The sequence below is a fragment of the Mesorhizobium sophorae genome, from assembly GCF_002270415.1.
Lineage (GTDB): Bacteria > Pseudomonadota > Alphaproteobacteria > Rhizobiales > Rhizobiaceae > Mesorhizobium > Mesorhizobium sophorae.
On the sequence record NZ_NNRI01000022.1, the window covers coordinates 809890 to 832370 of the forward strand.

Below are 22481 nucleotides of genomic sequence, written 5' to 3' on the forward strand. Positions count from 1 at the left end.
CCAACCGGACAGCGCCAAAAACGGCCGCCCTCCGTCAGTTCTTATCCACCGGCTTCGAACGCATCCTCGACACCGTCTCGCGCTCGGCGCGTTTAGAGCGCAGTGGCGGCAGGCCGCGATCGACCAGGTCCATGTCCTCCAGCACCATGTCGCCCATGCGCTTGAACGCGATGTCGAGCGCGCCGGCGCGGTGGGCCGAGCGCAGGAAACCGGGCAGGGCACGCACCGGATGGTCTTGCGCCAGCGGCTCTTCCGGAAAGACATCGCTGGCGGCGACGATGCGGCCGCTTTTCACCGCCGCCATCAGGGCGGGAAAATCGACGACGCCGGCCCGGCTGAGCAGGATGAAGGCCGCGCCCTCGCGCATGCTCGCAAAGGCATCGGCGCCGAGAAATCCCTGGTTCTCGCTGGTCACCGAAGCGACGACGAAGACGAAGTCGCTCTGCGACAGCACCTCGTCGAGCGAGGCCGGCTCGACGCCGTTGTCGATCAGGATCGACGGCGGCAGCCAGGGATCGAAGACTTTTGTGCGGGTGCGGAAGCCCGACAGCAGCCGGTTCAGCGCGCGGCCGAGATCGCCGAAACCGACGATGCCGACATCGGCCCCCGACAGCAACCGGGCTGTCCGGTTGCCGTCGCCGCCCCACAGCTCCTTGCCCTGGCGAAAGGCGAGGTCGGCGTCGACGATGTCGCGGGCAAGGTTGAGCGCCATGGCAAGGCCAAGCTCGGCCACCGGCTCGGCGAAGACCAGGCCGGTGGTGACGACATGGATGCCGTGCGCAAACAGTGTCTCGTAGGGCATGTTGTTGATCAGGTTGGTCTCGACGTTGAAGACGCAGCGCAGGGCCTTCATCTTGTCCAGCGTTTCAGGCGCGATCGGCGGCTGGCCGACGATGTAGCGGGCTTCGGCCAGCACATCGGCCGGCAATTTTGCGACGCCATCGGGTGTCGTCTCGACGATACGGTATGTTTTCCGGAAGCGTGCCAATTGCGGGGACGTGAAGATGAGGTCGAGCGTGCGCGGTTCCGGCGCGCTGATGACCAGCGGCAAGGTGCTATCTGACATGGCAATTTCCTCCGGGCGCGAACCTCATTGCACATTTTTAGTTTGCACATATCGTTATCCCGTTGCACACTTTTGGGCGACACGCACGGAGACAAAATACCTCCGATTAAACGATTTACAATCGCGAAAAATCGATTTACTCGATTGGCGGCGGGCGAAAAATGCTGACGTCCGCGCCTCGTGAGGAGGACCAATGGCGCATAGGCAGGGCCAGCGGCGGCGTCCGTCGATCCACGACGTGGCAAGCCATGCCGGCGTGTCGGCCGCCACCGTCTCCAAGGTCATGGCCGGTGTCACCACGGTGAAGCCCGAGAATGCCCAGCGCGTCTTCGATGCCGTCGAGCTTTTGGGCTACCGCGTCGATCCGCTGGCCTCCGACATGCGGCGGGCCAAGCGCCGCATCATCGGTGCGATCATGCCCGAGTTCGAGAGCGAGTTTTTTGGCCAGATGGTCACCCAGCTCGAAAGCCTGGCCGAGCAGCGCGGATATACGCTGGTGGCCGCATCGAGCCGTGAATCAGAGGTGCGCGAAAAAGAAATCCTCGAACGCATGCATGACTGGAGGGTGGCCGGCGTCGTGCTGGCGCCGGTGCGCAACGAGCACGGCCCGGCGGCCGGGTTCATGAAGGCCAACGGCATGACCGGCGTGCTGATCGACCGTGTGCTGTCGGACGACGCCTTCGACACCGTGTCGGCCGACAGTGCGGCGGCCAGTGCCGAGGTGGCGCGCGAACTGATCGGCAAGGGCCACCGCCATATCCTGGTTGTCGGCCTTGGCGAACAGGCAGCCACGATGCACGCCCGCCTCGACGGCTTTCGCGGCACCGCGTTGGCGCTGGCGCCGGATGTGCGCATCGACGTCGTGCTTGCCGAAGGCGATGTCGAACCGCTCAGGTCGCAATTGCGCGACTATTTCGATCAAGGCGAAGGTGGGGGCGGGGGCCAACGTCCGAGCGCCGTCTATTCGCTGTTCCTCAAGGGCACGCTTGTGGCGCTGTCCGAGTTCCGCCGGCGTGGCTGGCATTGCCCCAACGACATTTCGCTGGTCGGCTTCGACGACGCCGAGTGGATGCAGGTGACATGGCCGGCCATCGCCGCGGTGGTGCAGCCGGTGCGGCAGATCGCGGGCCACGCCATGGACGCACTGTTTGCCAGGATTGAAGGCGGGGCGGGGCCGCCGAGAGCACGGCTCGAGCCTTGCCAGGTTTTGATGCGGGAATCCGTTGGCTTGCCAGGCAACCGCCTGCATTCCGGGGGAGGAAACCGACAGTAGCCAGTGTCGGCAGGCAGTTGCGCTGCACCTGGCCCTGGCGGCCTGCATGGGAGGCAATCGCCGCTACCGGCTACAGCGGCGCCGTTGCGCTGGAAATCTTCACCAAGCGCTCCGCGGCCTCGACCAGACGCCGTTGCGCGGTTTGTATCCTGCTGCGCAGCGCGATGTTCTCGGCCAGCATTTCTTCCGTGCGTTGAATCGCGAGCTCGGTCCGGTTGATGCGCTGCCTGGCATTGGCAACTTCCAAGGCCAAAATATCGGCCACCATCCCGTGACCGTGGGGTTCCATGGTGTTTGTCATAAGTTTCTAACACCTGACGGGCGATATCGTTCCCGCCTCCTGCGCACACGCGCGCCAAGCATGCAAGGCTGGGGTGATCCGGGCGGGGTGTTCTATGACGCTTCGCCGGCGACAGCATTTGCCCGCCGCAGGCCCAAATGCCGTATCTTGCGGCCGACGATCATCAGCTGGCGCGCGGTGTTGTTGCGCAGGCGGCGGATGCGCCATTCCAGCCCTGTGCCGGTGGTGATCTCCTTGGCATAGTAGCTCACCCGCATGCCGTTCTCATCGGAGGCGATTTTGATCGGGTCGTCATAGAAGGCGCAGATCTTGTCAGCCGCCATGCCTGGTGTTTCGAGCCAGCGCGGAATGTGAACCGAATGGAGCCGATCGACATCGGTCATCACCCGCTCGATGCCGACGCCCGGCGTCGGGCATGTGGTCCAGAAGGCGTCGCCGATGAAGACGACACCATCGCGGCGATGGCCTTGCGTCGTGGTCAGATTGATCTGCCTGACCTCGACAGGGCCTGCCATCTCGAAGTTCCCGCATTGCGCTGATATTTCGGGCATCAGCTCGCAAAGCATCTTTTGCGGGTCCTGGCGAAACGCCCTTGTCCACGGCTCGGCCACCAGCCGGTAGACGAACATGTTCGCCCGCATCTTGTTGCCGATCGGAAAGACGCTGATGTAGGCGACACGGTCCCCGGCCCGTTTGGCGTAGCAGGTGACGGACTGATAGGCGAAGTCACGCGGCGCGATGGCGAGATCGAAGCCGATCGACAGCGAAAATGCCTTGGATTCTTCTATGCGGTTCACGCCGATGGCGCGCCGCACCGCTTCGCTGTAGCCGGTGGCTACCACCAGAAGCCGCGCGTCGATGACGGAGCCGTCGGTGAGCACAAGCCGCTGCTTGTCCGGTCCGGTGGTGATCTCGGCGACTTTGCCCACCGTCAACGGAACTTGCGGCGGCAGCGCGTCGCGTAGGCCGTTGATCAGCGCGCCATAGGAAAATCCAAACTCGCGATGCATTTCACGCGCGAACAATTGTCCGAGGCGAAAGACGTGGACCTCGTCCATCGGGGTGACGAGAGGCAGGAGCGTCGCGTCGAGGCCCAGCCTCTCGAACTGCTGCATCTGCTTCGTGCCGATCTTCTCAGCCCTGAACTCATCGTGATGGACGCGGTGCGGATCGATCAACGCCACCTTGCGCCCGGCTTTTCCAAGCACCGTCGCCAAGGTGGTTCCGGCCAGCCCGGCGCCGACAATCGCCACGTCGACTTCGGCTGGGCCAGCCTCTTCGATAGTCATTTTGCCGCCCTTTCTGCTGGTCATCTTCCTGCTCTGCAATCTGTGGTAGAAAATACGTCCGGACCCAAATCAACCTCAAGCAACCTGCGGGCGCGACTGGTAGTAACCAATGTTTAGGTTAATACCGCCCGCCTCGTTGCTTCCAGCGCGGTGCGATCGCCGAGCCGTCGATGAACTCGAAACCACCCGCCTCGTTGAGCGTGTGGAGCTTGCGTCCATCCCATAGCGCACCTGGATTTAAGATCGTCTCAACAACCTGCTCCATGCCGATCAAATCAAGGTGAGAGATGCGTGCGATGCCGAGCGCCGCGCCATAGCTCCTGCGACAGTCCTGCACCGGGCGCAGCAACTGATCGCCTCGTTTCACCATGCGGCCGGCCGGCCGCGCCGAGGCGATGTCGATCAGCACGGGATTGTTCGGGTGCGGCGTCCAGGGGCCGCGAAAATCCGGCGCCGACCACAGATGCAGCGTGTCGGAGAAGGCGCCTCGACCGTCCCGGACAGTGGCGAACATCCACCAGCTGCCGCCGTGCTCGACCAGGGTGGCGTCGCTGGCGACGACGCCGGACAACAGTGTCGCCTCCTTGACCCAGCCGCCGGGAAAGGCAGTCGCCCGGTAAAGATCGACCGTGCCGTTGGCGCAGCTTTCCGGAACCATCCAGACCTCGCCGTCGCGCTCGAAGACGAAGGGGTAGGAGAGATGGTAGGGCAGTTCCAGCACCGGCTCAGGGCGGCCAACCGGGCCGGCTGGACCGAACGGCACAGCCGAGATGATGGCCTTGCCGAGCCGGTGGATATAGTCCTCGACGAACAGGGTCAGCTGACCCTGATACAGGATCGGGAACGGATCGGCGTAGAAGCGGCTGCCATCGTCCGGCAGCACCTGCCAGCCCGATGCCGTATGGGCGCGCAGGTCGAACAGATCCCGGCCCTTGGTTTGGCGCCAGCCGACCTTCCAGTGCGGCGCGTTGTAGCAAAGATGGTAGATCTTCTGGACGATCCGCCGCGCCAGCGCCTTGGCCGCCCTGACGCCAAGCTTGCCGGCCGAGGGCATCGGCGGCAGGGCACCAGCCTGCGCCGGCTCGGGCAGTGCCGGCACGGCCGACGCTGCGCCCGACATCGCCGCGACGATCAGGCTTGCCGTCCGCGCCAGCATGTCCTGGAAGGACGCCAGCGCGATGCCGCCATATTCGGTTCCCAGGCGCCCGGCGGCAATCGCAGCCCCGTTTTCCTCGACGCGGGCGAGTGGCGTCTGGCCGGCGAGGATCAAGGCGAGCAGGGCGGCTTCCCCGCTGGCGCCGCCATAGGTGACGTGCCAGATCCGTGGGCCTTCGAGCTGAACGTCACCGCAGAGGTCGACGACCAGATCGACCGAAGCGGGCGGCGCGCCATAGCGGGCGAGCGCCGAGCGCGGCAAGCGCTTTGCCAGCCCATCGCGGGGCAGGCCATGGATTGCCGTTTCAAGTTGGAACAAGGCCTCAGCGCTGCGCGGGATACCGCCGCCAGCCGGCCGGGCATCGACGGACAGCTCGACATTCGCGAGTGCGGCCAGGCGTTGAGCGAGCAGGACATGGAAGCCACGGACGCAATCGCCGTCCACGCGCAGGCTTAGCCGCATGTTGAACACCTGGCATCTTCGTGGCCGACGTCAGAACATGGGACACTGGTGTCGGCCCGGTTGAAGTGTTGCCCCATTTTCGTCCGTCTCTCGTTCAGCTGCGCGGTGTCAACACCCCAGTACGTTAACCTAAGCAAACTCCGTGCCAAAATTCATGCGGGTTCCAAACATAATTAATAATGTTTTAACAATTGGAGTAATAGCTAGGTTCATGCCCGCGATTTGGTCTTGCAGGCAAATGGAGTATTGTAGGAGGCAGCTATGCTATCATTTCTGCCCATGGTGCCTCAGCAATACTCTCCGGAAGCAGGATCGGTGGAACCAGCGGGATCATACGCACCCTCGACCGTCGAGCTTGGCGATCTGAAGCGCATTCTGGTCCGCCGCCGTCTCTGGATCATCGGCACCACCGTACTGCTGACGCTCGCAACCCTGCTCTACGGCCTCCTCACACCGCCGCTGTACAGCTCCGTGGCGGAAATCATCATCGATCCGCAAGACCTGCAAGTGGTCACCAACAATATCAATCCGAGCGGGCTGGCGCCCGATGGCGGCATCACACAGGTTGAAAGCCAGGTCAGCGTCGTCCAGTCGACGGGCGTGCTGCAGCGGGCGATCGCGGCGACCAAACTGACCGAGGATCCGGAATTCAACGGGCAGGGCATGCTGTCGCGCGCCCTCGGTTCCGGTTCGGCCGCCACCGACAGGACGGTGGCAACGCTCGACGCCCTGCGCCGGCGCCTGGCGGTGAAGCGGGCGGACAAGGTCCTGGTCATCGATGTGATCGTCACCGCCAAGAGCCCCGACAAGGCGGCACTTCTGGCCAACGCCATCGCACAAGCCTATCTGGCCGACCAGGCGAGCGCGCGCGCGCAAGCCGCCACCGATGCGTCGAAGGCGATCACCGCGCGGCTGGACGAACAGCGCAAGCGCGTTCAGCAGGCCGAGAATGCCGTCGAGGCCTACAAGTCCGCCAACAACATGGTGATGGCGGCGGGCAATCTGGTCAGCGACCAGGAACTGACCGAGCTCAACACGCAGCTTTCGGCGGCGCAAAGCCGCACCGCGACGCTGAAGGCGCAGGTCGACCAGATGCGCAAGCAGAGCGGCACGTCCGATGCAACCTCGGAAGCGATGCGCTCGTCGGTGATTTCGAGCCTGCGGTCGCAGGAAGCAACACTTGTCGACCAGGTCTCGCAGCTTGGCACGGAACTGGGGCCGCGCCATCCGTCGATGATTGCCGCGCTGCAGCAACTGCGTGACACGCGGCAGCTGATCGCGCGCGAACTCGGCCGGATCCAGACGGCCACCGAGACCGATTACGAGCGGGCGGTTGCCAACCAGCAGGCGCTGGAAACGAAAGTCGCCAGCCTCAAGAACAAATCGCTCGACACAGACCAGGCATCTGTGCGGCTGCGCGAATTGCAGCGCGATCTCGAGGCGGTGCGTTCCGTCTACGCAACCTACCTGCAGCGGGCACAGGAAACGCGCGAGCAGATCAACGTCGACAGCACCAATGCTCGCGTCATTTCGGACGCCATGCCCGCCCAGAAAAAAAGCTGGCCGCCACTGGGGCTGCTTTTGTTTGGCGCCGTGTTTGGCGGATTGGGGCTGGGCACCGGCCTGGCGCTGATTGCGGAATACTCCTCGCCGACGGTGCTTTCCAGCGCCCAGATGCAATTCACGATCGATGCCCCCGTGCTTGGCATCCTGCCGGCGGGAGCGAAGGCGGGACGGCGCTGGTGGCCTTTCGGCTCAAGCCCGACCGTCGCGACCAGCCAGAAGACGGATGCCGTCGTCGGCCTTGCGCTCCGGCGCATGTTCAGCTCGGGCCGGCGTCCGCCGGATTGGCCGCTGGTGCCGTCGATCCTGGTGACGTCGCCGCCGGAAGACGGCCAGCAACGCAACAGGATCGCGCGACTGCTCGCCAACGCAGCGGCGGCCAGGGGCAGCCGGGTCCTGTTCGTCGATACCAACACCGGCAATGGCCAGAAGGACCCGCAGCCCGGGATACTCGATGTGCTGCGCGGTGAATATGCGTTTGAAGCCGTCAGCCGGTACGCCCCAGGCAGCAACGTCGCCCTTTTGGGCAGGGGCCGACCGAAGGCGATCTTCCAGGAAGCGCACGGCGTCTACTTCGCGCAGCATATGCTGGCCCAGGCGAGCCGGAGTTTCGAACTCGTTGTCGTCGATGGCGGCGCGCTCGCCGAGAATCTCAATGCCTCGCCGCTTGTCGCTATGGTCGACGAGATCGTGCTCGTCGCCAGGCTGAACGCCACGCCGATGCGCGATGTGACCGCGACGATGCAGGCAATTTCCGTCATGGGGCGGTTGCCGACAGGCGCATTGCTGGTCGACGAGGTGGCCTGACATGGCGTCGGGCTGGAGCGGAACAGCCTCGAATTTCGGCGCTGCCGCGCCCCGCGCCGGCACCTCGGTCGATGCGGTGACCCAGTTTGGACTGATCGCAGCCGTGCTGGTGCTGTTCGCCGTCTCGGGCGGCATGCTGTGGCTGCTGGGCTACAATTACGACGGCCTGTCAGGCAGCGCGGCGACCAAGATACATCCCTCCACCTATCTCATCATTCTGCTGTTTGCCTGGCGTTCGTGCACGTTCGGCAATCCGGTCGGCTATTGCGTCCACGTCGCCGACAGGCGGCCCGCCACGGCACTGATGAGCGTCATCGCCGTCGTGCTCCTGGTCGTCGTCATCGTCAGGCAACGTCCAGGCATGGCCGGCATGATCGACACTTTCGTGGCCTCCGGGCTGCTGGTGCTCATGCTCGGCGAGGATGACGAATGGACGTTCGCCCGGCTGCCCACCGTCATTCATGCGGTCATGACGGTCAATGGGCTGCTCGCCCTTGTCGAATTCGCCACCAAGACACTGGTGTTTCCCTATCGTTTCGATGGCGAGGTGTTTGCCACCGATCCGCGCTCGAGCGCGCTGCAGGGGCATCCGCTGGTCAATGCCACGGTGACGTCGATCTACGTGCTTGCCCTTTTGAGTGGCTCAAGATCGCTGCCGGCTCCGCTGCGGCTGGCGATGATCGGCCTGCAGTGCGCGGCGCTCGTTGCGTTTGGCGGCCGGTCGGCGATGGTGGTGACTATACTCCTCGGCGGCAGCTATTTGCTCTTCCACGGCTTTCGCAAATTGCGCACGGGACGCGTCAACCTGCTCGGCGCCGCTTTGGCGATGATGCTGGCCGCGCTGCTGCCGGTTGCCATCGCCGTATTGGCCTCGCAGGGCTTTTTCGATGCGCTGCTCGGCCGCTTCGTGTCGGATGGCGGCAGTGCCAATGCCCGCGTCGAGATGTTCGAGATCTTCAACTATCTGGAACTGCGCGATGTGATCGTCGGGCCGAGTGTCGATCTCGTCGAGAGCCTGCGTCGGATCAACGGCCTGGAATGGGGTATCGAGAACCCATTCGTCCGCATGACGGTCTACCAGGGCGCCTTCTTCACCCTTTTGATGATGTCCAGCTTCGGGCTGTTCATGCATGAGGTGGCGCGCCGCTGCCATCCTGGCGTCTGGCTGCCGGTGGTGGGCTGGCTCCTTCTTCTCAACACCTCGGAAAGCATCTCCTCCAAAACCACGCTGCTCACCAAGGTCGCGGTGCTGTGCCTTGCCCTTTACCGGCCGGCGCGGTCGGTGATCAGGCCGATCGGCGCGGTTCGTCCTTTCGCGGAAACGCAGAACCGCTCCACATCTTTTTGATGCAATTGCGGGCGGACAGCTGTTTCACAACGCTCAATCAACTGGCTGGTGCCAATGGTCGAGAAGGGGCGCCAGAGGAACGTCCAGGTACATCCTCGGTTGGGATTGTGGGGCCGAGAGCGGTCGGTCGGCTTTTGCGTTCCGATTGGCGAAAGTCGTCCTTCGGGTCACCATGACGACGTTTCAGATAGCCCATTTAGATGGACCCGTTGCCATCCGTTGGTTCAACGGGCTTAGGTTATACTGGCCCGAAGGTGGAGGAGCGCATGCCGGGGCAGTTTGCAATCGGGGTCATCGGCTACGTTCTCGCAGTAAACTTGCTGGCGTATGCCACCATGGCGTTCGATAAGGCTATGGCCAAGAACGGTTCCCAACGCATTTCAGAGTCGACGCTTCTTACACTCGCCATCATTGGCGGTAGCATCGGGACTGTGATCGCGCAAAAAACGATCCGGCACAAGACGCGCAAGGAGCCGTTCCGCTCCAGGCTCGCTCGCATCCTACTGCTCCAAGTCCTCGCGGCAATCGCGATTGAAGTGGGATTGCTCTTTCCGGGATCGCCCGAAACGCTCTCGCAATTCCTCGCATTCTGAGGCGAATTCGTGGGCCGACAGCGGAATGGCGGCTTCTGGCGTCCGAAGAACGATAGCGGACGTTCAGCCCGGTGGAACCAAGGGGTCTGAAGCTGGCCCAAAGCGGCTGTTCTCTGACTAGTTGCGCATAGACGCGAGTGCTACGCTCCAGCAAACCCACGTGACGTCTTAGTCCAGGAGGCATCGTGGCGCGCCCGGAACGAAAGCTTGTGGCGGTTTTGGCAGCGGACGTAGCTGGCTACTCGCGTTTGATGGGAGCTGATGAGGCCGGGACTCTCTTCCATCTAAAGGCACTGCGCGCCGAAGTGATCGATCCAAAGATCGCGCAATTCAACGGTCGGCTGGTCGGCACCGCGGGCGACAGTCTGCTGATCGAGTTTCCCAGTGCTGTCGATGCGTTGCAGTTCGCAGTCGAGACGCAAGAACGCATAACGGCACGCAATACGGATCTTCCTGAAGACCGGCGCATGGCCTTCAGAATGGGTGTTAACGCCGGCGAGGTTATTCTGGATGAGACGACGATCTACGGTGACTGCGTAAACGTGGCAGCCAGGCTGGAAAAGGTCAGTGAGCCCGGAGGTGTCGTCATTGGACGCAGCGTCTATGATCAAGTGAAGGGAAAGATTCCCTATACGCTCGTCGACCTAGGCGAGCATACGATGAAGAACATTGCTGAGCCTGTGCGTGCCTACCGGGTTCAAACAGAAGCGCGGGATGATCCAGAACCTTCAGCGTCAATTGCTTCAGCAGAGGATTTGCCGCTCCCGTTCAAGCCATCGGTGGCAGTGCTGCCTTTCACAAACATGTCGGTGGACCCCGAGCAGGATTATTTCTCGGATGGAATAGCCGAGGATCTCATCACCGAGCTCAGTCGCAGTCAGAGTCTGTTCGTGATCGCGCGCAATTCCTCGTTCGTTTTCAAGGGTCAATCCGTAAACATCACCGAGGTCGGAAGGAAGCTCGGTGTACGGTACGTCGTCGAGGGAAGCGTTCGAAAGGCGGCTGCACGCGTCAGGATCACTGCGCAGTTGATAGAAGCGGCCACTGGCAATCACGTCTGGGCCGAGCGCTACGATCGAGACCTCGAGGACCTTTTCGCCGTTCAAGACGAGGTGACGGAGAGGATCGCCTGGGCACTGGTCGGCAAGGTAGGTGCTGCTGAGATCGTTCGAACCAGGCAAACGCAAACGAGCCTCAGCGCATATGACGCGTTCTTGCGCGGCGTCGATGCTATGCACCAATTCACCGAGAAGGACACCGTCTCTGGTGTCGAGTTCCTAAAGCTGGCTCTTGGCTGGGAGCCTGATTCAGCGCGGGTGCATGCATGCCTCGCAGACGCCTATGCGACCCTCTCCGCTTTCAGAGCCGACGGAGACATGAAGGCGTTGGCCATGCAGTCGGCCTTGCGGGCTATCGAACTCGGCGACGCCAGCGGATTGGCAGAGGCGGTCGTCGCCGCTCTGCATGGATGGAAAGGGGAGTTCGAGGCTGCCGAGACTCATGGGCAACGCGCGCTCGCGATGGGCCCGACAAACCCGGGCGTACTCATCTGGGTCGGATATATCTGCCTTTGGAGTGGTCAACTTACGAAGGCCCGCGAGATCGGCGAGCGGCTCAGACGGCTGAGTCCGCTCGAACACCGCGATGTCCACGAGCTACTCGCATTCGCTTACTATCTGCTCGGTGAATATGAGGCTTCGCTGGATTCGTTCCGCCGTTGGGACAACAACAACTATGATCGCGGGTTCGCCAACCTGGCTGCGTGTCTGGGACAGCTCGGACGCAACAACGAGGCAATATCGGCTTGGGGCAGGTGCCTCGAGCGCAAGCCTGGTTTCACTCTAGGCGACTACAAGCGCGGCTCTCCATATCGCCGTCAGGAGGATGTGGAGCACTGGCTGGATGGCCTGCGCAAAGCAGGCATTGCGGACTGACGGATGACCGATGAACAATCAGGCGGTTCGCCGGAAGCGCAACTGCCGTCAATTACTGACCCGTGACGATCTTAGTCCAAGTGCGCGTCGCCACGCGCTGCGTCTTCGGGTCGTACGGAAAGACGTTGAAAAGCTTCTTTAGCGTGGCATCGTCAGGATAGATCGAGCGGTCGCCGAGAATGCTTCTTTCAACGAATTTTTGTGAAGCCTTGTTGCCATTGGCAAAGAATACATAATTTGTGTTCTTGGCGGCGACTTCAGGCTTCATGAGGTAGTTGATGAAGGCATCCGCTTCGTCCACGTGCGGTGCATCTGCCGGGATTGCCAGTTGATCGAACCACATCACAGTGCCTTCCCGGGGGATCGAGTAGGCGATTGTGACGCCGTTACCGGCTTGAGCGGCACGATCGCGCGCCTTCAGGACGTCGCCCGACCAGCCGATCGCCAGGCAGATGTCGCCGTCCGCCAAAGCATTGATGTACTCGGATGACTCGATTTTGCGGACGTCGGGACGGATACGCATCAATGCCTCTTCGGCCTTGCCGAAGTCTTCCGGCGAGGTGCTCTCGGGGTTCAGCCCAAGATAATTCATCGTGATGGGCAGGATTTCGGTGGGCGAATCGACCACGTAGACTCCGCAGTCGGCGAGCTTCTTCAGCTTCTCGGGATCGAAGAAGAAATCCCAACTGTCGAGTCTGTCGACACCAAGCGCGGCTTTGATCTTCGAGGTGTTGTACCCCAAACCGACCGTGCCCCACATGTAGTTCACCGAATATTGGTTGCCTGGGTCGTACTTGGCGGTGCGCTGGGCGATGACGTCCCACAAATTGGCGATGTTGGGCAACTTCGACCTGTCCAGCTTCTGGAAGACGCCGGCCTCGACCTGGCGGGCCAGGAAACTGGCGCTTGGCACGACGACGTCGTAGCCGGAGCCGCCGGTAAGCAGCTTGGTATCGAGGATCTCATTGGAGTCAAAGACGTCGTACACGACCTTTATACCCGTGTCCTTGGTGAAGTCGTCGATAACCGAGGGATCCAGGTAGTCCGACCAGTCGTAAAGGTTGACGACCTTGTCGGCGGCGTGCGCGGGCAGGGTCATGGCCCCTGCGAGCAACGATGCAGCCGACCAAAGAAGCGCCTTGCAAATCATGTGCTCACCATTGGCTGCAGTCCTGAAGCTGCGAGCGCCGTACGTTGTATACAGCCACGCACGGCTGCAATATTAGCACATGCTGAAAAGAATCGGAGTTGTCTGCTCAACGACTGACATGCGGCGCAGAGCGTTCGACCTCCTGGCCCGTGGCAAGGAGCCCGGTGACGCAGCCGAGTTGGCGGATCATATCTGCCGAGTGCCGTTCCCACCTCCGATGACGTGGTCACGAAAGCGAGCCGTTCCTTATGGGGTTTCGTAGAGTTCCAGCGGCAATCCATCCGGGTCGCTGAAAAAGGTAAACCGTTGCTCTGTATATGGGTCGATCCGGATTGGCTCGACGGGAACGCCGGCGGCCTCCAGGCGCATGATTACCGGATCAAGATTCGCCACGGCAAATGCCAGGTGTCTCAGGCCTGTTGCCTCAGGACGGGACGGCCGCATCACTGGTGCAGGGAAGGAGAACAATTCCAGCTGGACGGACCCGATCCGCAGATCGGCCTTCCATGACTGACGCTCCTCCCGGTAGACCTCCCGGATCAGATCGAGGCCGAGGAGTTCGACGTAGAACCGTCGCGACCGATCGTAGTCGGTGCAGATGAGCGCGACGTGGTGAATGGCGTTCAGCATGCCACGAACTCTAGCCAAGCTGGGATTTGAGGCCAAGGTCGCCATCGGGTGCGCGGCATTTTGTTGATGTCGCCGTTCGCCAGGATCGCCTCGTCCATACGATTTTTCATCTGCGCCCAATCGGCGGCATGATGTTGCCGCCGACGCGCTTGAGACCCGCGCGCGGCTCTACTGGTCCGAAAACTTCACGCTCACGCCGCGCTGGCGAAAATAAGCCTGCATCAACTTGCGGCCCGAGCGGTTGTTCTGCGCCAACTTGGTCGGATCGAACACCGCCTGTTTTACCCCTTCTCGTGTCAGCGCCGCCTTCAGCGTCGCGATATGTGCGTCGATGTCGGCATTGTCCGCCCGGAGCGAGACATAGATACTTTCGGTCGCCTGGGCCACGGTCGGTTCGTTCACTGGTGTCGTCCTTTGGTTGGTTGAGCGGCGGCTACCACAGTTTCGCGGCTCTGGCGATACCGATGAGATTGAAGTCGTCTCTACCGGCATAGCGCGATCCTGGCGCATCCCGACCCCCAAGATGGTCGCTGGAGATGTCTGCTTTCGGGCAACCGCAAAATTGGACACTACGTCCAACTTGCGGCGCAAAGTTGCCGTTCGCGTCATGGAAGACGTAAGTCGGCTTGGCGTCGAACTTGTTCGGAGTGATTGGTTTTTTTTCCTAGTCCGCCGGCATGGTCAGGCCAAGTGCCGCGATGATATCCGGGTCGAGGGCCCGCGTGTTGTCGTCCATCATCCCCATGCCGTCGAAGAGATTCCAGAATGCCCAGCCAAAGCCGAGATCCTCGCCGCCCTGGCGCACATCGGCGATGTAGCGTGCCCGATCGGGATTGGGCGCCGCCACATAGCGAGCGTCGGTGCGCAGCGCGCCGAATTCGCCCATGATGATGCGCTCCGGCGCAAGGCCGTGACTGTCACCCCAGGTGCGAACCTGGCGGAGATATTTGTCGACAAAGCGCCGGTCGGGCTGGGCGTCGAAATAGACCTTCAGCACGCGCTCGGTTTCCGCATAATAGGCTTCCTTGGCCTCATCCGTGGTTTCGGTATCCTGCGCCATGCGCGCCCTGACCGACGCCAGCGTCGCTTCCAACGAGCCGGCGGACGCCGGCCACGGCACGTTGTTGAGCGCACGGTAGACGGGCTCGCGCATCCACGGCGCACCCTGATGGCTGAACAGATAGGGCTCATAGAAGTGGAAGGTGAACAGGATCGGCTCGAACGGCGACAGCGGCGCCGGATCTAGCGCGGTCAGCCCGCCGACCATCGAGCCGCAGCCTCCGGTGACCACCAGCGGCAAGGTTGCAGCCGATGCCCTTGCCGCGGTCAGAAGCGCGAGCTGGACCTGCGACCAGACGTCCGAAGCGCAGGCCTGCGGCGGCTCGTTGACGGCTTCGAGCGCCACCTTGCCGGGTTGGAAGCGCTCCAGCCTGCCGGCAAGTTCGCCGACCAGCCCGCGATAGAGATCGAAGGCGGGCGCGGTGACGCTGGCGACCATGCGGTCAGGATTCCAATAGTGGGTGGCGCCGTTGGCCTGCACGTTGATGATGATGCCGAGGCCCGCATCGAGGGTGGCGCTGACTGCCGCGTCCAGCATGTCCAGCAACAGGGCGCGCGTGGTGGCGTCGGCCGCCAGGAACGGGCCGGGATCGACCGGCAGGCGGATGAAATCGAGCCCCGTGTCGCGCAACCGGCGCAGGTCGTTGGCGGTCGGAACCGGCCGCTGCGGCTGGAAGGGCGGCCAGCCGTAGTCGGTGCGCGGCGTCGGGAATTCACGTGTCAGCGAGAACCAGGGCCAGGCATTGACGCCGCGCCTGAAGGGAGGCTCGGCGGCGCGGGCGAATTGCGCGATCGGGAGAGAGCCAAGTGCCGCGGTCGACAGCGCCGTCCGCAGCACCCGCCGGCGCGACCAGCCTGTCATGCAGTGCCGGGCGATGCGCGATTGGCCGCGACGGCGTCGTCGGCGGTGACACCGAGAAGCCGATAGGCTTCACGCTCATAGGCAGCCAGGACATCCTCCCAGCGGAAGGCTTCGCGGGCGCGGGCCCTTGCCGCGATGCCGCAATTCCTGACCAGGGCGTCATCGTCCTGCGTCTGTTGCATCCGCTCGGCGCAACTGTCGGTGTCGGTGAAGTAGATCGCGGCGGCACCCGCGGTCCAGCGATTGAACGGATTGTCGTGCGCGATCACCATGTTGCCGGCCGCCAGCGCCTCGACCAGCGACGGGTTGGTGCCGCCGACGGTGTGGCCATGCAGATAGGCTCGTGCGTGATAGCGCAGTGCCTTCACCGTCGCCTGGTCGTAGATGGCGCCCGGCAGAACAACCGATCCGTTCGCCGCCTTGCGGACGGCGACATGATAGGGGATTTCGTCCGACAGCGTCCCGAGCACCACCAGCTTCGTGTCGCGCTTGCGGCTGCAAAAGGCTTCGACGATCGGCAGGATGTTGTTGTCGGGTTCGATGCGCGCGATCGAGATCAGATAGCGCCCCGGCTCCAGGCCCAGCGCCCGGACCGGCGCCTCGGGCGCCGATGTCACCGGATCGGCGCCATAAGCGATGGTGGCGATGGCGCTACGCGGCCGTCGCGTCGCCAGATGGTCTGCGATGGCAGGATGATCGGCGACCAGACGATGCGAGGCCCAGGCGCCGATCCATTCGTTGAGCCAGAACCAGCTGCGCGCCGCCATCCCCCATTTGGGGCGTCGCCACTCGATGCCGTCCATATTGGTGAAGATCTTGCGCCCCTTCAGCCTGAGCCAGGTCAGGAAAACCGCGCCGTTGTAGCCGAGCACCAGGCAGACACCCGGCCGCCTGGCGGCGTCGCGCACGCATTGCCAATCGAATTCCAAGGTCGCACGCGGCCCTTTCGAGGCAACCTGGACGTGGATGAGTTCGATACCGCGCCAGGTTTCGCTGCGCACCCTCTGGTCGATCCGCTCGACCTCCTCCTGGCAATAGACGCCGACCTTCCAGCCGCGCCCGGCAAGAAAAAATGCCAGTCTTTCGGCGAAGGTTTCAAAGCCGCCATGGGCCGCGGGTATGCCGCGCGTCCCCAGGATCAGAATGGCAGGCGTCTCTGGTTTCATGGCCGCTGGCACTTTCGGAACTTTATATATTAGCGATTGCTGCATCATCAAAATCGGATGGGCAACTTCCATGCCATCCGACGATTTCGGCGTTCGGGCGGATGATCATCGCGCGGGTTGTAAAAAAACTGTATTGAACCCCGTGGTTGTTTCATTATCGGTCAACCCTTCTGTGCGTATCTGTGTCGAAACGAGGCATTGCCAGGGATTGGGCGTCCGCCAGTCGGGCGGATCAATCAGGCATGGTTCTTGCGAAAAGGTTCCCGCATTCCAGCGCCTGGTGCGATGGCTGCGGCACCTGGCGGGATACAAAGATGCGGATTGCCTGCGTTCATCAGGGCTATGAACTCTATGGTTCCGATCGCAGCTTCGCGGAGAGCGTTGCTGCGCTGCGCGCCGCGTTTCCGTCCGCCGACATCGAGGTGGTGCTGCCGCGCAGCGGGCCGATCGTGCAGATCCTGGAACACCATGCCAGCCGCATCGTCGTCGAGCCGCTCTGGGTGCTGAGGCGCCAGGCCATCCTGCGGCTGGCGACGGTCGAGATGGCGCGATTGCCGATGGCCGTGCTTCGGGCCTGGCGGCGCCTCCGGGATTGCGATCTCACCTACGTCAACACCTCGATCGTGGCCGACTATGCGCTGGCCGCGCGCCTTCTCCCCGACAAGGCCATCCTGCATATCCACGAGATCCCCGAAGGCGTCATGCGCAGGATACTCGTCGGCCTGATGCGCTGGAGCCATGCGGATCTCATCTTCAACTCGCGCGCGACACGCGCCGTGTTCGGCGATCCCAAGGTCTCGCGCACGCATGTCGTCTACAACGGTGTCGCTGGGCCGGCGGCGGCCGAACCAATGACTTATGACGGCAAGCGCCCTTTGCGGGTGCTGCTGCTCGGCCGGGTCAACAGGATCAAGGGCCAGGAGATTCTGCTCCAGGCGATCGCTTCGATGTCACCGGAATTGCGGTCGAGGATCGAGGTGCGGCTGGTCGGCGGTGCCTTCGAAAACGTAGAGCGCGAACGCGCGCTGGCCGAACTGGTCGAAAGCATGGGCCTGGCCGAACGGGTCAGCGTGTTGCCGGTCGTAACGGACCCCTCGGCGCATTACCGCTGGGCCGACATCGTCACCGTGCCGTCGCGGCGTCCCGAATCGCTGGGGCGCGTCGCCATCGAGGCGATGGCCTATGGCCGTCCGCCGCTGGTGTCTGCCATTGGCGGCCTGGTGGAAGTGGTCAGCGATGGCGAGACCGGCTGGCATGTTCCGCCCGGCGACCCTGCCGTCCTTGCCGACAAATTGCGGGAGATCGTCCTTCGGCCAGATGCCTGGCGTGGGTTCGTCGCCGCGGGACGGTTGCGATACGAGGAGATTTTCAGCGAGCCGGTCGCGGCGGCGGCGATCGCGGCGATCGCTAGCGACAAGTTGAGGGCGGCGCTGGCGAAGCCTGGCCGGGCGCATGCCGCCCGCGAAGCGGAGACCAGTCCGTGAAGTTCGTGTTTCCAGGCCATCTGCTGCGGCGCCTTGTGCTGATGATCGGCGGCGAGGCCATACAGAGCGGCTTTCACTTCGCGCTGAACATCACCCTGCTGCACGAGCTGTCGGCGGAAGGCTACGGCATCTTCGCCATCGCGATGGTGATGGGGGGCGTTGGCCTGTCCTACATCAGATCACTGACCGCCGTCCCGGCCAGCATTTGGATGGGCAAGAGCACCAACAGGGCCGGTGTCGACGCGCACGACGTGACGTTTGGAGGGGCCGCGGTGGTCGTCGCGTCGATCATGGGCGCCGTGACCGCGCTGCTGATGCTGCTGTGGGGTGACGCGGGCAGTATCGCCGCCGGTTGCTTCGTAGGGGCGTGGTCGCTGCGCAGCCATATGCGCACGGCATTCTTCGCGCGCCGCCAACAGATGGTGGTCAGCATAAGCGATTTCGCCTTCACGGTTGCCGGTGCCGCAATGGCCGCGCTGGCGATCTGGATGGCGCCGAACGTGCTGCAAATGGTGTTTTATGCCCTTGCAGCGGCCAATGTGATCGGCATGGCGGTCCTTGCTCGCCTGGCGCCCCGTCCGCTTCGCGTCAGTTTCCGAGCGCCCGTGCGGCGACGCTATGCCAGGCTCTGGCGCCAACTGCGCTGGTCGGGATTCAGTGCGACGACCACCAACATCCAGGGTCAGTGCCTGGCGCTGCTGGTCGCGGGTATTGCCGGTCCGGCGGCCTATGCGCCCATCGCGGCGGTTATCGTCCTGTTTGCCCCACTGCGCATCGTCAGCCTGGCCTTTGTGAACATGCTGCAGCCCGAGCTTGCGAAGATGATGGGGAACAATGAAGTCAGGCGCGTGTGGATGCATGCCAAGCTATGGTCGCTTGTCATGGGGCTCGGCAGCCTGGTTTACGGAGCCTGCATCCTGTTTGTCCTGCCGACGATAAAATCCCAGTCGCTCGCGGGAGCTTCGGTCAGCGTCATTGGCCTTCTCGCCGTGGCGAACTTCGTACCGATCATGCTCTACATCATGCCGCGCATCGTCCTCGAGATACTCGGCGAATTCCGGGTCGTGGCGTTCATCACAACGGCCGGCGCGGTCGTTGGTCTGGTCTTGATCGCAATCCTGCTCGCTATCGCTTCCCCGTCATGGTCGCTTGCAGGTGCCGCGGTCTCCGAGACCGTCGTGCTCGTGGCCTCATGGTATTTCGCTCACCGCCACATACTCGCGCTTGAGGGCGCGGATGGCCGGCATGACAGCCAGCCGAAATCGTGGCGACGCACCGAACCCGCCCCGCTCGCCACGGGAAAAAGGTAGGAGATGGACGTGTCGATCCAGACGTTGACGACTGCGCCGCCCGATGCGCCGACCGCTGGAGCGCCAGCACCGGCCGGGCAATCTATCGATGCTTCCCGAAGCATTGCGGGGGGAACCTACACGGCGCGGCTGCACACCAGTCTCGAGGCCGTCAAGCCGCTCTGGCTTCAATGCCAGGCGAATGGGACGTGCTCCGCCCATCAGCTCCATGCATGGGTCGAGGGGATCGTCAAACGGCTGGTGCCTGACGGCGCCGAGCTGCTCATCGTCGAGGTGACCGACGCCGGGACCGGCGAATTCAAGATGCTGGTGCCGCTGATGCGGCGATCGAGGCTCGGACATCGGGTCATCGAATGGCTGAGCTGCGGCGTCTGCGATTATTCAGCGCCGCTTCTCTCGGACAGGAGCCAGTGGACCCCGCAGGCTGCCGAAGCCGCGTGGGCGGCGGTCCGATCCATCCTGCCGCGCGCGGACCGCATCCACATCACCGGAATTCCACGGCAAGTCTATGGAGTGCCCAATCCACTGGCGCTGCTGGCGGTCGCGCAAGAATCCAGCCTGATCACATCCGGCCTCGTGCTGGATGGCGACCCGGCGACCCTCATCAAGCGCCATGGCAGACCGTCCTTCGTCAAAACCTACTACAAGGACTGGCGCCGGCTCGAACGGCACGGCACCGTGGATATGATCGAGGCCAACACGCCGGCCTTGATAGAGCTCGTCTTCGGCGCCCTGGTCGAGATGCGGCTTAAGCGGTTTCGCCAACTGGGGCGTTTCGATCTCCTGGCGCAGCCGGCGGTTGTCGATTTCTACCGAAACGCAGCGCTCCAGGGCCTGTCCGACGGATCGGTGCGGATCTTCGGACTGCGGGTCGGCGAGGATTGGGTCTCTGTCCAGTATATGCTGGTCCGGCAAGGCACATTGCATGCCCTGCTGATCGGAATGGACCTGGAGGTGGTGCCCAACGCCTCACCGGGCCTGGGGCTCATGGGCGAACTGATGGGGTGGGGACTGCGGCAGGGGTTCGACTATTTCGACCTATCGGTGGGCAGCCAGCCTTATAAGGAACAGTTCGGCGCCGTGAGTTCGGTTTTGGCCAAGATCGACGAAACGCTGACGCCGCTCGGCAAGGGCGTAGCAGCCGTCGCTTCGCTTCGCGATCGGGCCGAGCTTTTCGTGCGGTCTCATCCGCGGCTGCTCAAAACCGCCCAGGGCGTAGTGCGCGGCTTGCGAAGGTCGAAGGGCTGAGGGCGGCCGCATTTTGCGCTTGTTCCATATCAAAGAGGCTCGCGTTGATGCGCCTGTCTGGTCTGGAAGAACGCGGGTGGGCGGGGTCCATGCGGCTGAAAACAGGATCGCCGGCGACCGCGTCCGATCGCGGCGGGAGAAAGGTGGGAGGCAAATATGTCGAGCCAGGCAATGCGGATGGCACCGATATCGGCGGCGCAGCCTTCTGCTCCCGCCGCCAGCGCCGATACCTCCGAACGTGTCTACACGGCGCGGCTGCACACCAGCCTCGAGGCGGTCAAGCCGCTTTGGCTAGAGTGGCAGGCCAACGGCATCTGCACCGCCCATCAGCATTACGCCTGGGCCGAAGGGATCGCCACGCGGCTGATGCCCAAGAGTGCGGAACTGCTCGTCGTCGAGGTGAGCGATGCCGCGACCGGCGAGCCCAAAATGCTGGTGCCGCTGATGCGGCGCCGGGCCTACCGCCACTATGTGGTCGAATGGCTGAGCTGCGGCGTCTGCGACTATTCCGCGCCGCTGCTGGCGGATGCCAGCCCGTGGACCAGGCAGGGCGCTGAAGCCGCCTGGGCGGCGGTCTGTTCGGTGCTGCCGCCGGTGGATCGCATCCACATCGCCGGTATCCCGCAGCAGGTCTTTGGCGTGGCCAATCCGCTGGCTCTGCTTTCGGCGACGCGCGATTCCATCCAGGTTACCTCCGGCCTGGTCTTGCACGGCGACCCCGAGGGTCTCATCAAGCGCATCTGCAGGCCGTCCTTCGCCAAGGACTTCCGCAAGCACTGCCGCCGCTTTGAACAACTGGGCGGCCTCAGCCTGGTAGAGGCCGACACGCCCGCCCTGACGGAGGAGCTCTTCGGCACGCTGCTTGAGCTGCGGCTGAAGCGCTTTCGCGAGCTTGCGCGTTTCGATCTCCTGACGCGGCAATCGGCCGTCGATTTCTACCTGAACGCGGCCCTCCAGGGCCTGTCCGACGGATCGGTACGGCTCTTTGGACTGCGCGTCGGGCAAGCCTGGCTTGCCTCCATGCTCGTGCTGGCCAGAAAAGGCACTCTTCATGGCATCCTGCTTGCGATCGACAAGGATGCGGTCGCCAATGTGTCACCCGGCCTGACGACGATTGGCAAGCTGATGATGTGGGGGCGCGAGCGGGGGTTCGATTACTTCGATCTGTCGGTCGGCGGTCAGGGCTACAAGGAACATATCGGTGCCGCGAATTCGGTTCTGTCAGAGATCTGCGAACCGATGACGCTGCGGGGCTGGGGTGCGAATGCCGCCATTTTGTATCGCAGCCGGGCCGAGCGTTACGTGCGCTTGAGACCGCGGCTGCTCAAGGCCGTCCAGAGCGTAGCGCGCGGCTTGCGGCGATTGAAGGACTGAACGCGGTTGTCCGCGAAATTGACAGGACAGCGCGTCTCCGTCATCCTTGAGCCCAGTCGCCAGGCCGTGGATCGCGGCCATGTGGTGTCAGGGCGACCGAGGGCAGCGTCATGTTCAGTCCCGTCATCGGCCAGAATGCCAAGCGCGCCGCGGTGCGCGAGGCGCTCGACCGCCACAAGGTCTACATCACCGCGCAGAGTTTTTCGGCCGGCGCCTACCAGGCGCGCGTGCTGGTCGACGGCGAGGCCTACTGGGTCGACGAATTCCGGCTCGCCCAACTGAAGCGAGGCCTGTCGCCAGCCGAGCTCGAGTTGACGCCGGCCACCGACGATTGAGCCGCACGAAGAGCACGGCGGTCGCTAACGTGCCCCTCCTTCCGGCAAAAGCATGGATGCCACCCGCCAGC

The 22481-nt window shown here is 63.3% G+C and carries 19 protein-coding genes; 10 read left to right on the forward strand and 9 right to left on the reverse strand.

The annotated features are described in order from the left end of the window. Positions 1-34 precede the first annotated feature (34 nt). Positions 35-1066, reverse strand: a complete 1032-nt coding sequence (locus tag CGZ66_RS35060) for a hydroxyacid dehydrogenase (protein ID WP_095091197.1) — start codon at positions 1064-1066, stop codon at positions 35-37. Between the two features lie 193 nt (positions 1067-1259). On the opposite strand from CGZ66_RS35060, the gene CGZ66_RS35065 reads away from it, so the two are divergent. After that, on the forward strand, positions 1260-2339 hold the full coding sequence (locus CGZ66_RS35065) for a LacI family DNA-binding transcriptional regulator (protein WP_095091198.1): 1080 nt from the start codon (positions 1260-1262) through the stop codon (positions 2337-2339). 70 nt (positions 2340-2409) lie between these two features. Here the strand turns inward: CGZ66_RS35065 and CGZ66_RS35070 are convergent, their stop codons facing one another. The 3 genes from CGZ66_RS35070 to CGZ66_RS35080 form a co-directional block, all read right to left on the reverse strand. Next, positions 2410-2640 carry a hypothetical protein gene (locus tag CGZ66_RS35070; protein WP_245331356.1) on the reverse strand — a complete coding sequence of 77 codons (231 nt, stop codon included), beginning with the start codon at positions 2638-2640 and terminating at the stop codon, positions 2410-2412. 92 nt (positions 2641-2732) lie between these two features. Beyond that, entirely contained in the window at positions 2733-3953 is a 1221-nt protein-coding gene (locus tag CGZ66_RS35075; RefSeq protein ID WP_167392364.1) for an FAD-dependent oxidoreductase, read from the reverse strand. A 94-nt stretch (positions 3954-4047) separates the two neighbouring features. After that, positions 4048-5547 carry a glucosamine inositolphosphorylceramide transferase family protein gene (locus tag CGZ66_RS35080; RefSeq protein ID WP_095091755.1) on the reverse strand — a complete coding sequence of 500 codons (1500 nt, stop codon included), beginning with the start codon at positions 5545-5547 and terminating at the stop codon, positions 4048-4050. Positions 5548-5808: 261 nt separating this feature from the next. On the opposite strand from CGZ66_RS35080, the gene CGZ66_RS35085 reads away from it, so the two are divergent. The 4 genes from CGZ66_RS35085 (at position 5809) to CGZ66_RS35100 (ending at position 11792) form a co-directional block, all read left to right on the forward strand. Beyond that, the gene (locus tag CGZ66_RS35085; RefSeq protein ID WP_095091199.1) at positions 5809-7917 is read left to right on the forward strand and encodes a GumC family protein; all 2109 of its coding nucleotides are present in this window, start codon (positions 5809-5811) and stop codon (positions 7915-7917) included. 1 nt (position 7918) lies between these two features. Further along, a complete protein-coding gene (locus CGZ66_RS35090; RefSeq protein WP_095091200.1) occupies positions 7919-9265 on the forward strand; it encodes a VpsF family polysaccharide biosynthesis protein in 1347 nt (448 codons plus the stop codon). Positions 9266-9531: 266 nt separating this feature from the next. Next, the gene (locus CGZ66_RS35095; protein WP_095091756.1) at positions 9532-9858 is read left to right on the forward strand and encodes a DUF1294 domain-containing protein; all 327 of its coding nucleotides are present in this window, start codon (positions 9532-9534) and stop codon (positions 9856-9858) included. Between the two features lie 185 nt (positions 9859-10043). Then, entirely contained in the window at positions 10044-11792 is a 1749-nt protein-coding gene (locus CGZ66_RS35100; protein ID WP_167392365.1) for an adenylate/guanylate cyclase domain-containing protein, read from the forward strand. Between the two features lie 52 nt (positions 11793-11844). Here the strand turns inward: CGZ66_RS35100 and CGZ66_RS35105 are convergent, their stop codons facing one another. The 5 genes from CGZ66_RS35105 to CGZ66_RS35125 form a co-directional block, all read right to left on the reverse strand. Beyond that, positions 11845-12942 carry a polyamine ABC transporter substrate-binding protein gene (locus tag CGZ66_RS35105; protein WP_095091202.1) on the reverse strand — a complete coding sequence of 366 codons (1098 nt, stop codon included), beginning with the start codon at positions 12940-12942 and terminating at the stop codon, positions 11845-11847. Positions 12943-13188: 246 nt separating this feature from the next. Beyond that, positions 13189-13572 (reverse strand): SMU1112c/YaeR family gloxylase I-like metalloprotein, encoded by a 384-nt coding sequence (gene gloA2 / locus CGZ66_RS35110; RefSeq protein ID WP_095091203.1) that lies wholly within the window; start codon positions 13570-13572, stop codon positions 13189-13191. A 168-nt stretch (positions 13573-13740) separates the two neighbouring features. Further along, positions 13741-13974: a hypothetical protein gene (locus CGZ66_RS35115; RefSeq protein WP_095091204.1), complete on the reverse strand. Its 234-nt coding sequence runs from the start codon at positions 13972-13974 to the stop codon at positions 13741-13743. Between the two features lie 262 nt (positions 13975-14236). After that, positions 14237-15493: a glycoside hydrolase family 5 protein gene (locus tag CGZ66_RS35120; protein ID WP_095091205.1), complete on the reverse strand. Its 1257-nt coding sequence runs from the start codon at positions 15491-15493 to the stop codon at positions 14237-14239. Next, positions 15490-16659: a DUF1972 domain-containing protein gene (locus CGZ66_RS35125; RefSeq protein WP_167392366.1), complete on the reverse strand. Its 1170-nt coding sequence runs from the start codon at positions 16657-16659 to the stop codon at positions 15490-15492. Before CGZ66_RS35125 ends, CGZ66_RS35120 begins: the two co-directional genes overlap by 4 nt. A 314-nt stretch (positions 16660-16973) precedes the next feature. Between CGZ66_RS35125 and CGZ66_RS35130 the strand changes: the two genes are divergently transcribed. The 5 genes from CGZ66_RS35130 to CGZ66_RS35150 all read left to right on the forward strand — a co-directional run bounded on the left by CGZ66_RS35130 (position 16974) and on the right by CGZ66_RS35150 (position 22410). Continuing rightward, positions 16974-18143, forward strand: a complete 1170-nt coding sequence (locus tag CGZ66_RS35130) for a glycosyltransferase family 4 protein (protein ID WP_095091758.1) — start codon at positions 16974-16976, stop codon at positions 18141-18143. Next, positions 18140-19453 (forward strand): MATE family efflux transporter, encoded by a 1314-nt coding sequence (locus tag CGZ66_RS35135; protein WP_245331357.1) that lies wholly within the window; start codon positions 18140-18142, stop codon positions 19451-19453. Before CGZ66_RS35130 ends, CGZ66_RS35135 begins: the two co-directional genes overlap by 4 nt. A 3-nt stretch (positions 19454-19456) precedes the next feature. After that, entirely contained in the window at positions 19457-20701 is a 1245-nt protein-coding gene (locus tag CGZ66_RS35140; protein ID WP_095091206.1) for a GNAT family N-acetyltransferase, read from the forward strand. Positions 20702-20857: 156 nt separating this feature from the next. Continuing rightward, positions 20858-22075 carry a GNAT family N-acetyltransferase gene (locus tag CGZ66_RS35145; protein WP_095091207.1) on the forward strand — a complete coding sequence of 406 codons (1218 nt, stop codon included), beginning with the start codon at positions 20858-20860 and terminating at the stop codon, positions 22073-22075. Between the two features lie 110 nt (positions 22076-22185). Further along, positions 22186-22410, forward strand: a complete 225-nt coding sequence (locus CGZ66_RS35150) for a hypothetical protein (protein ID WP_095091208.1) — start codon at positions 22186-22188, stop codon at positions 22408-22410. The last annotated feature ends 71 nt before the right edge of the window (positions 22411-22481 follow it).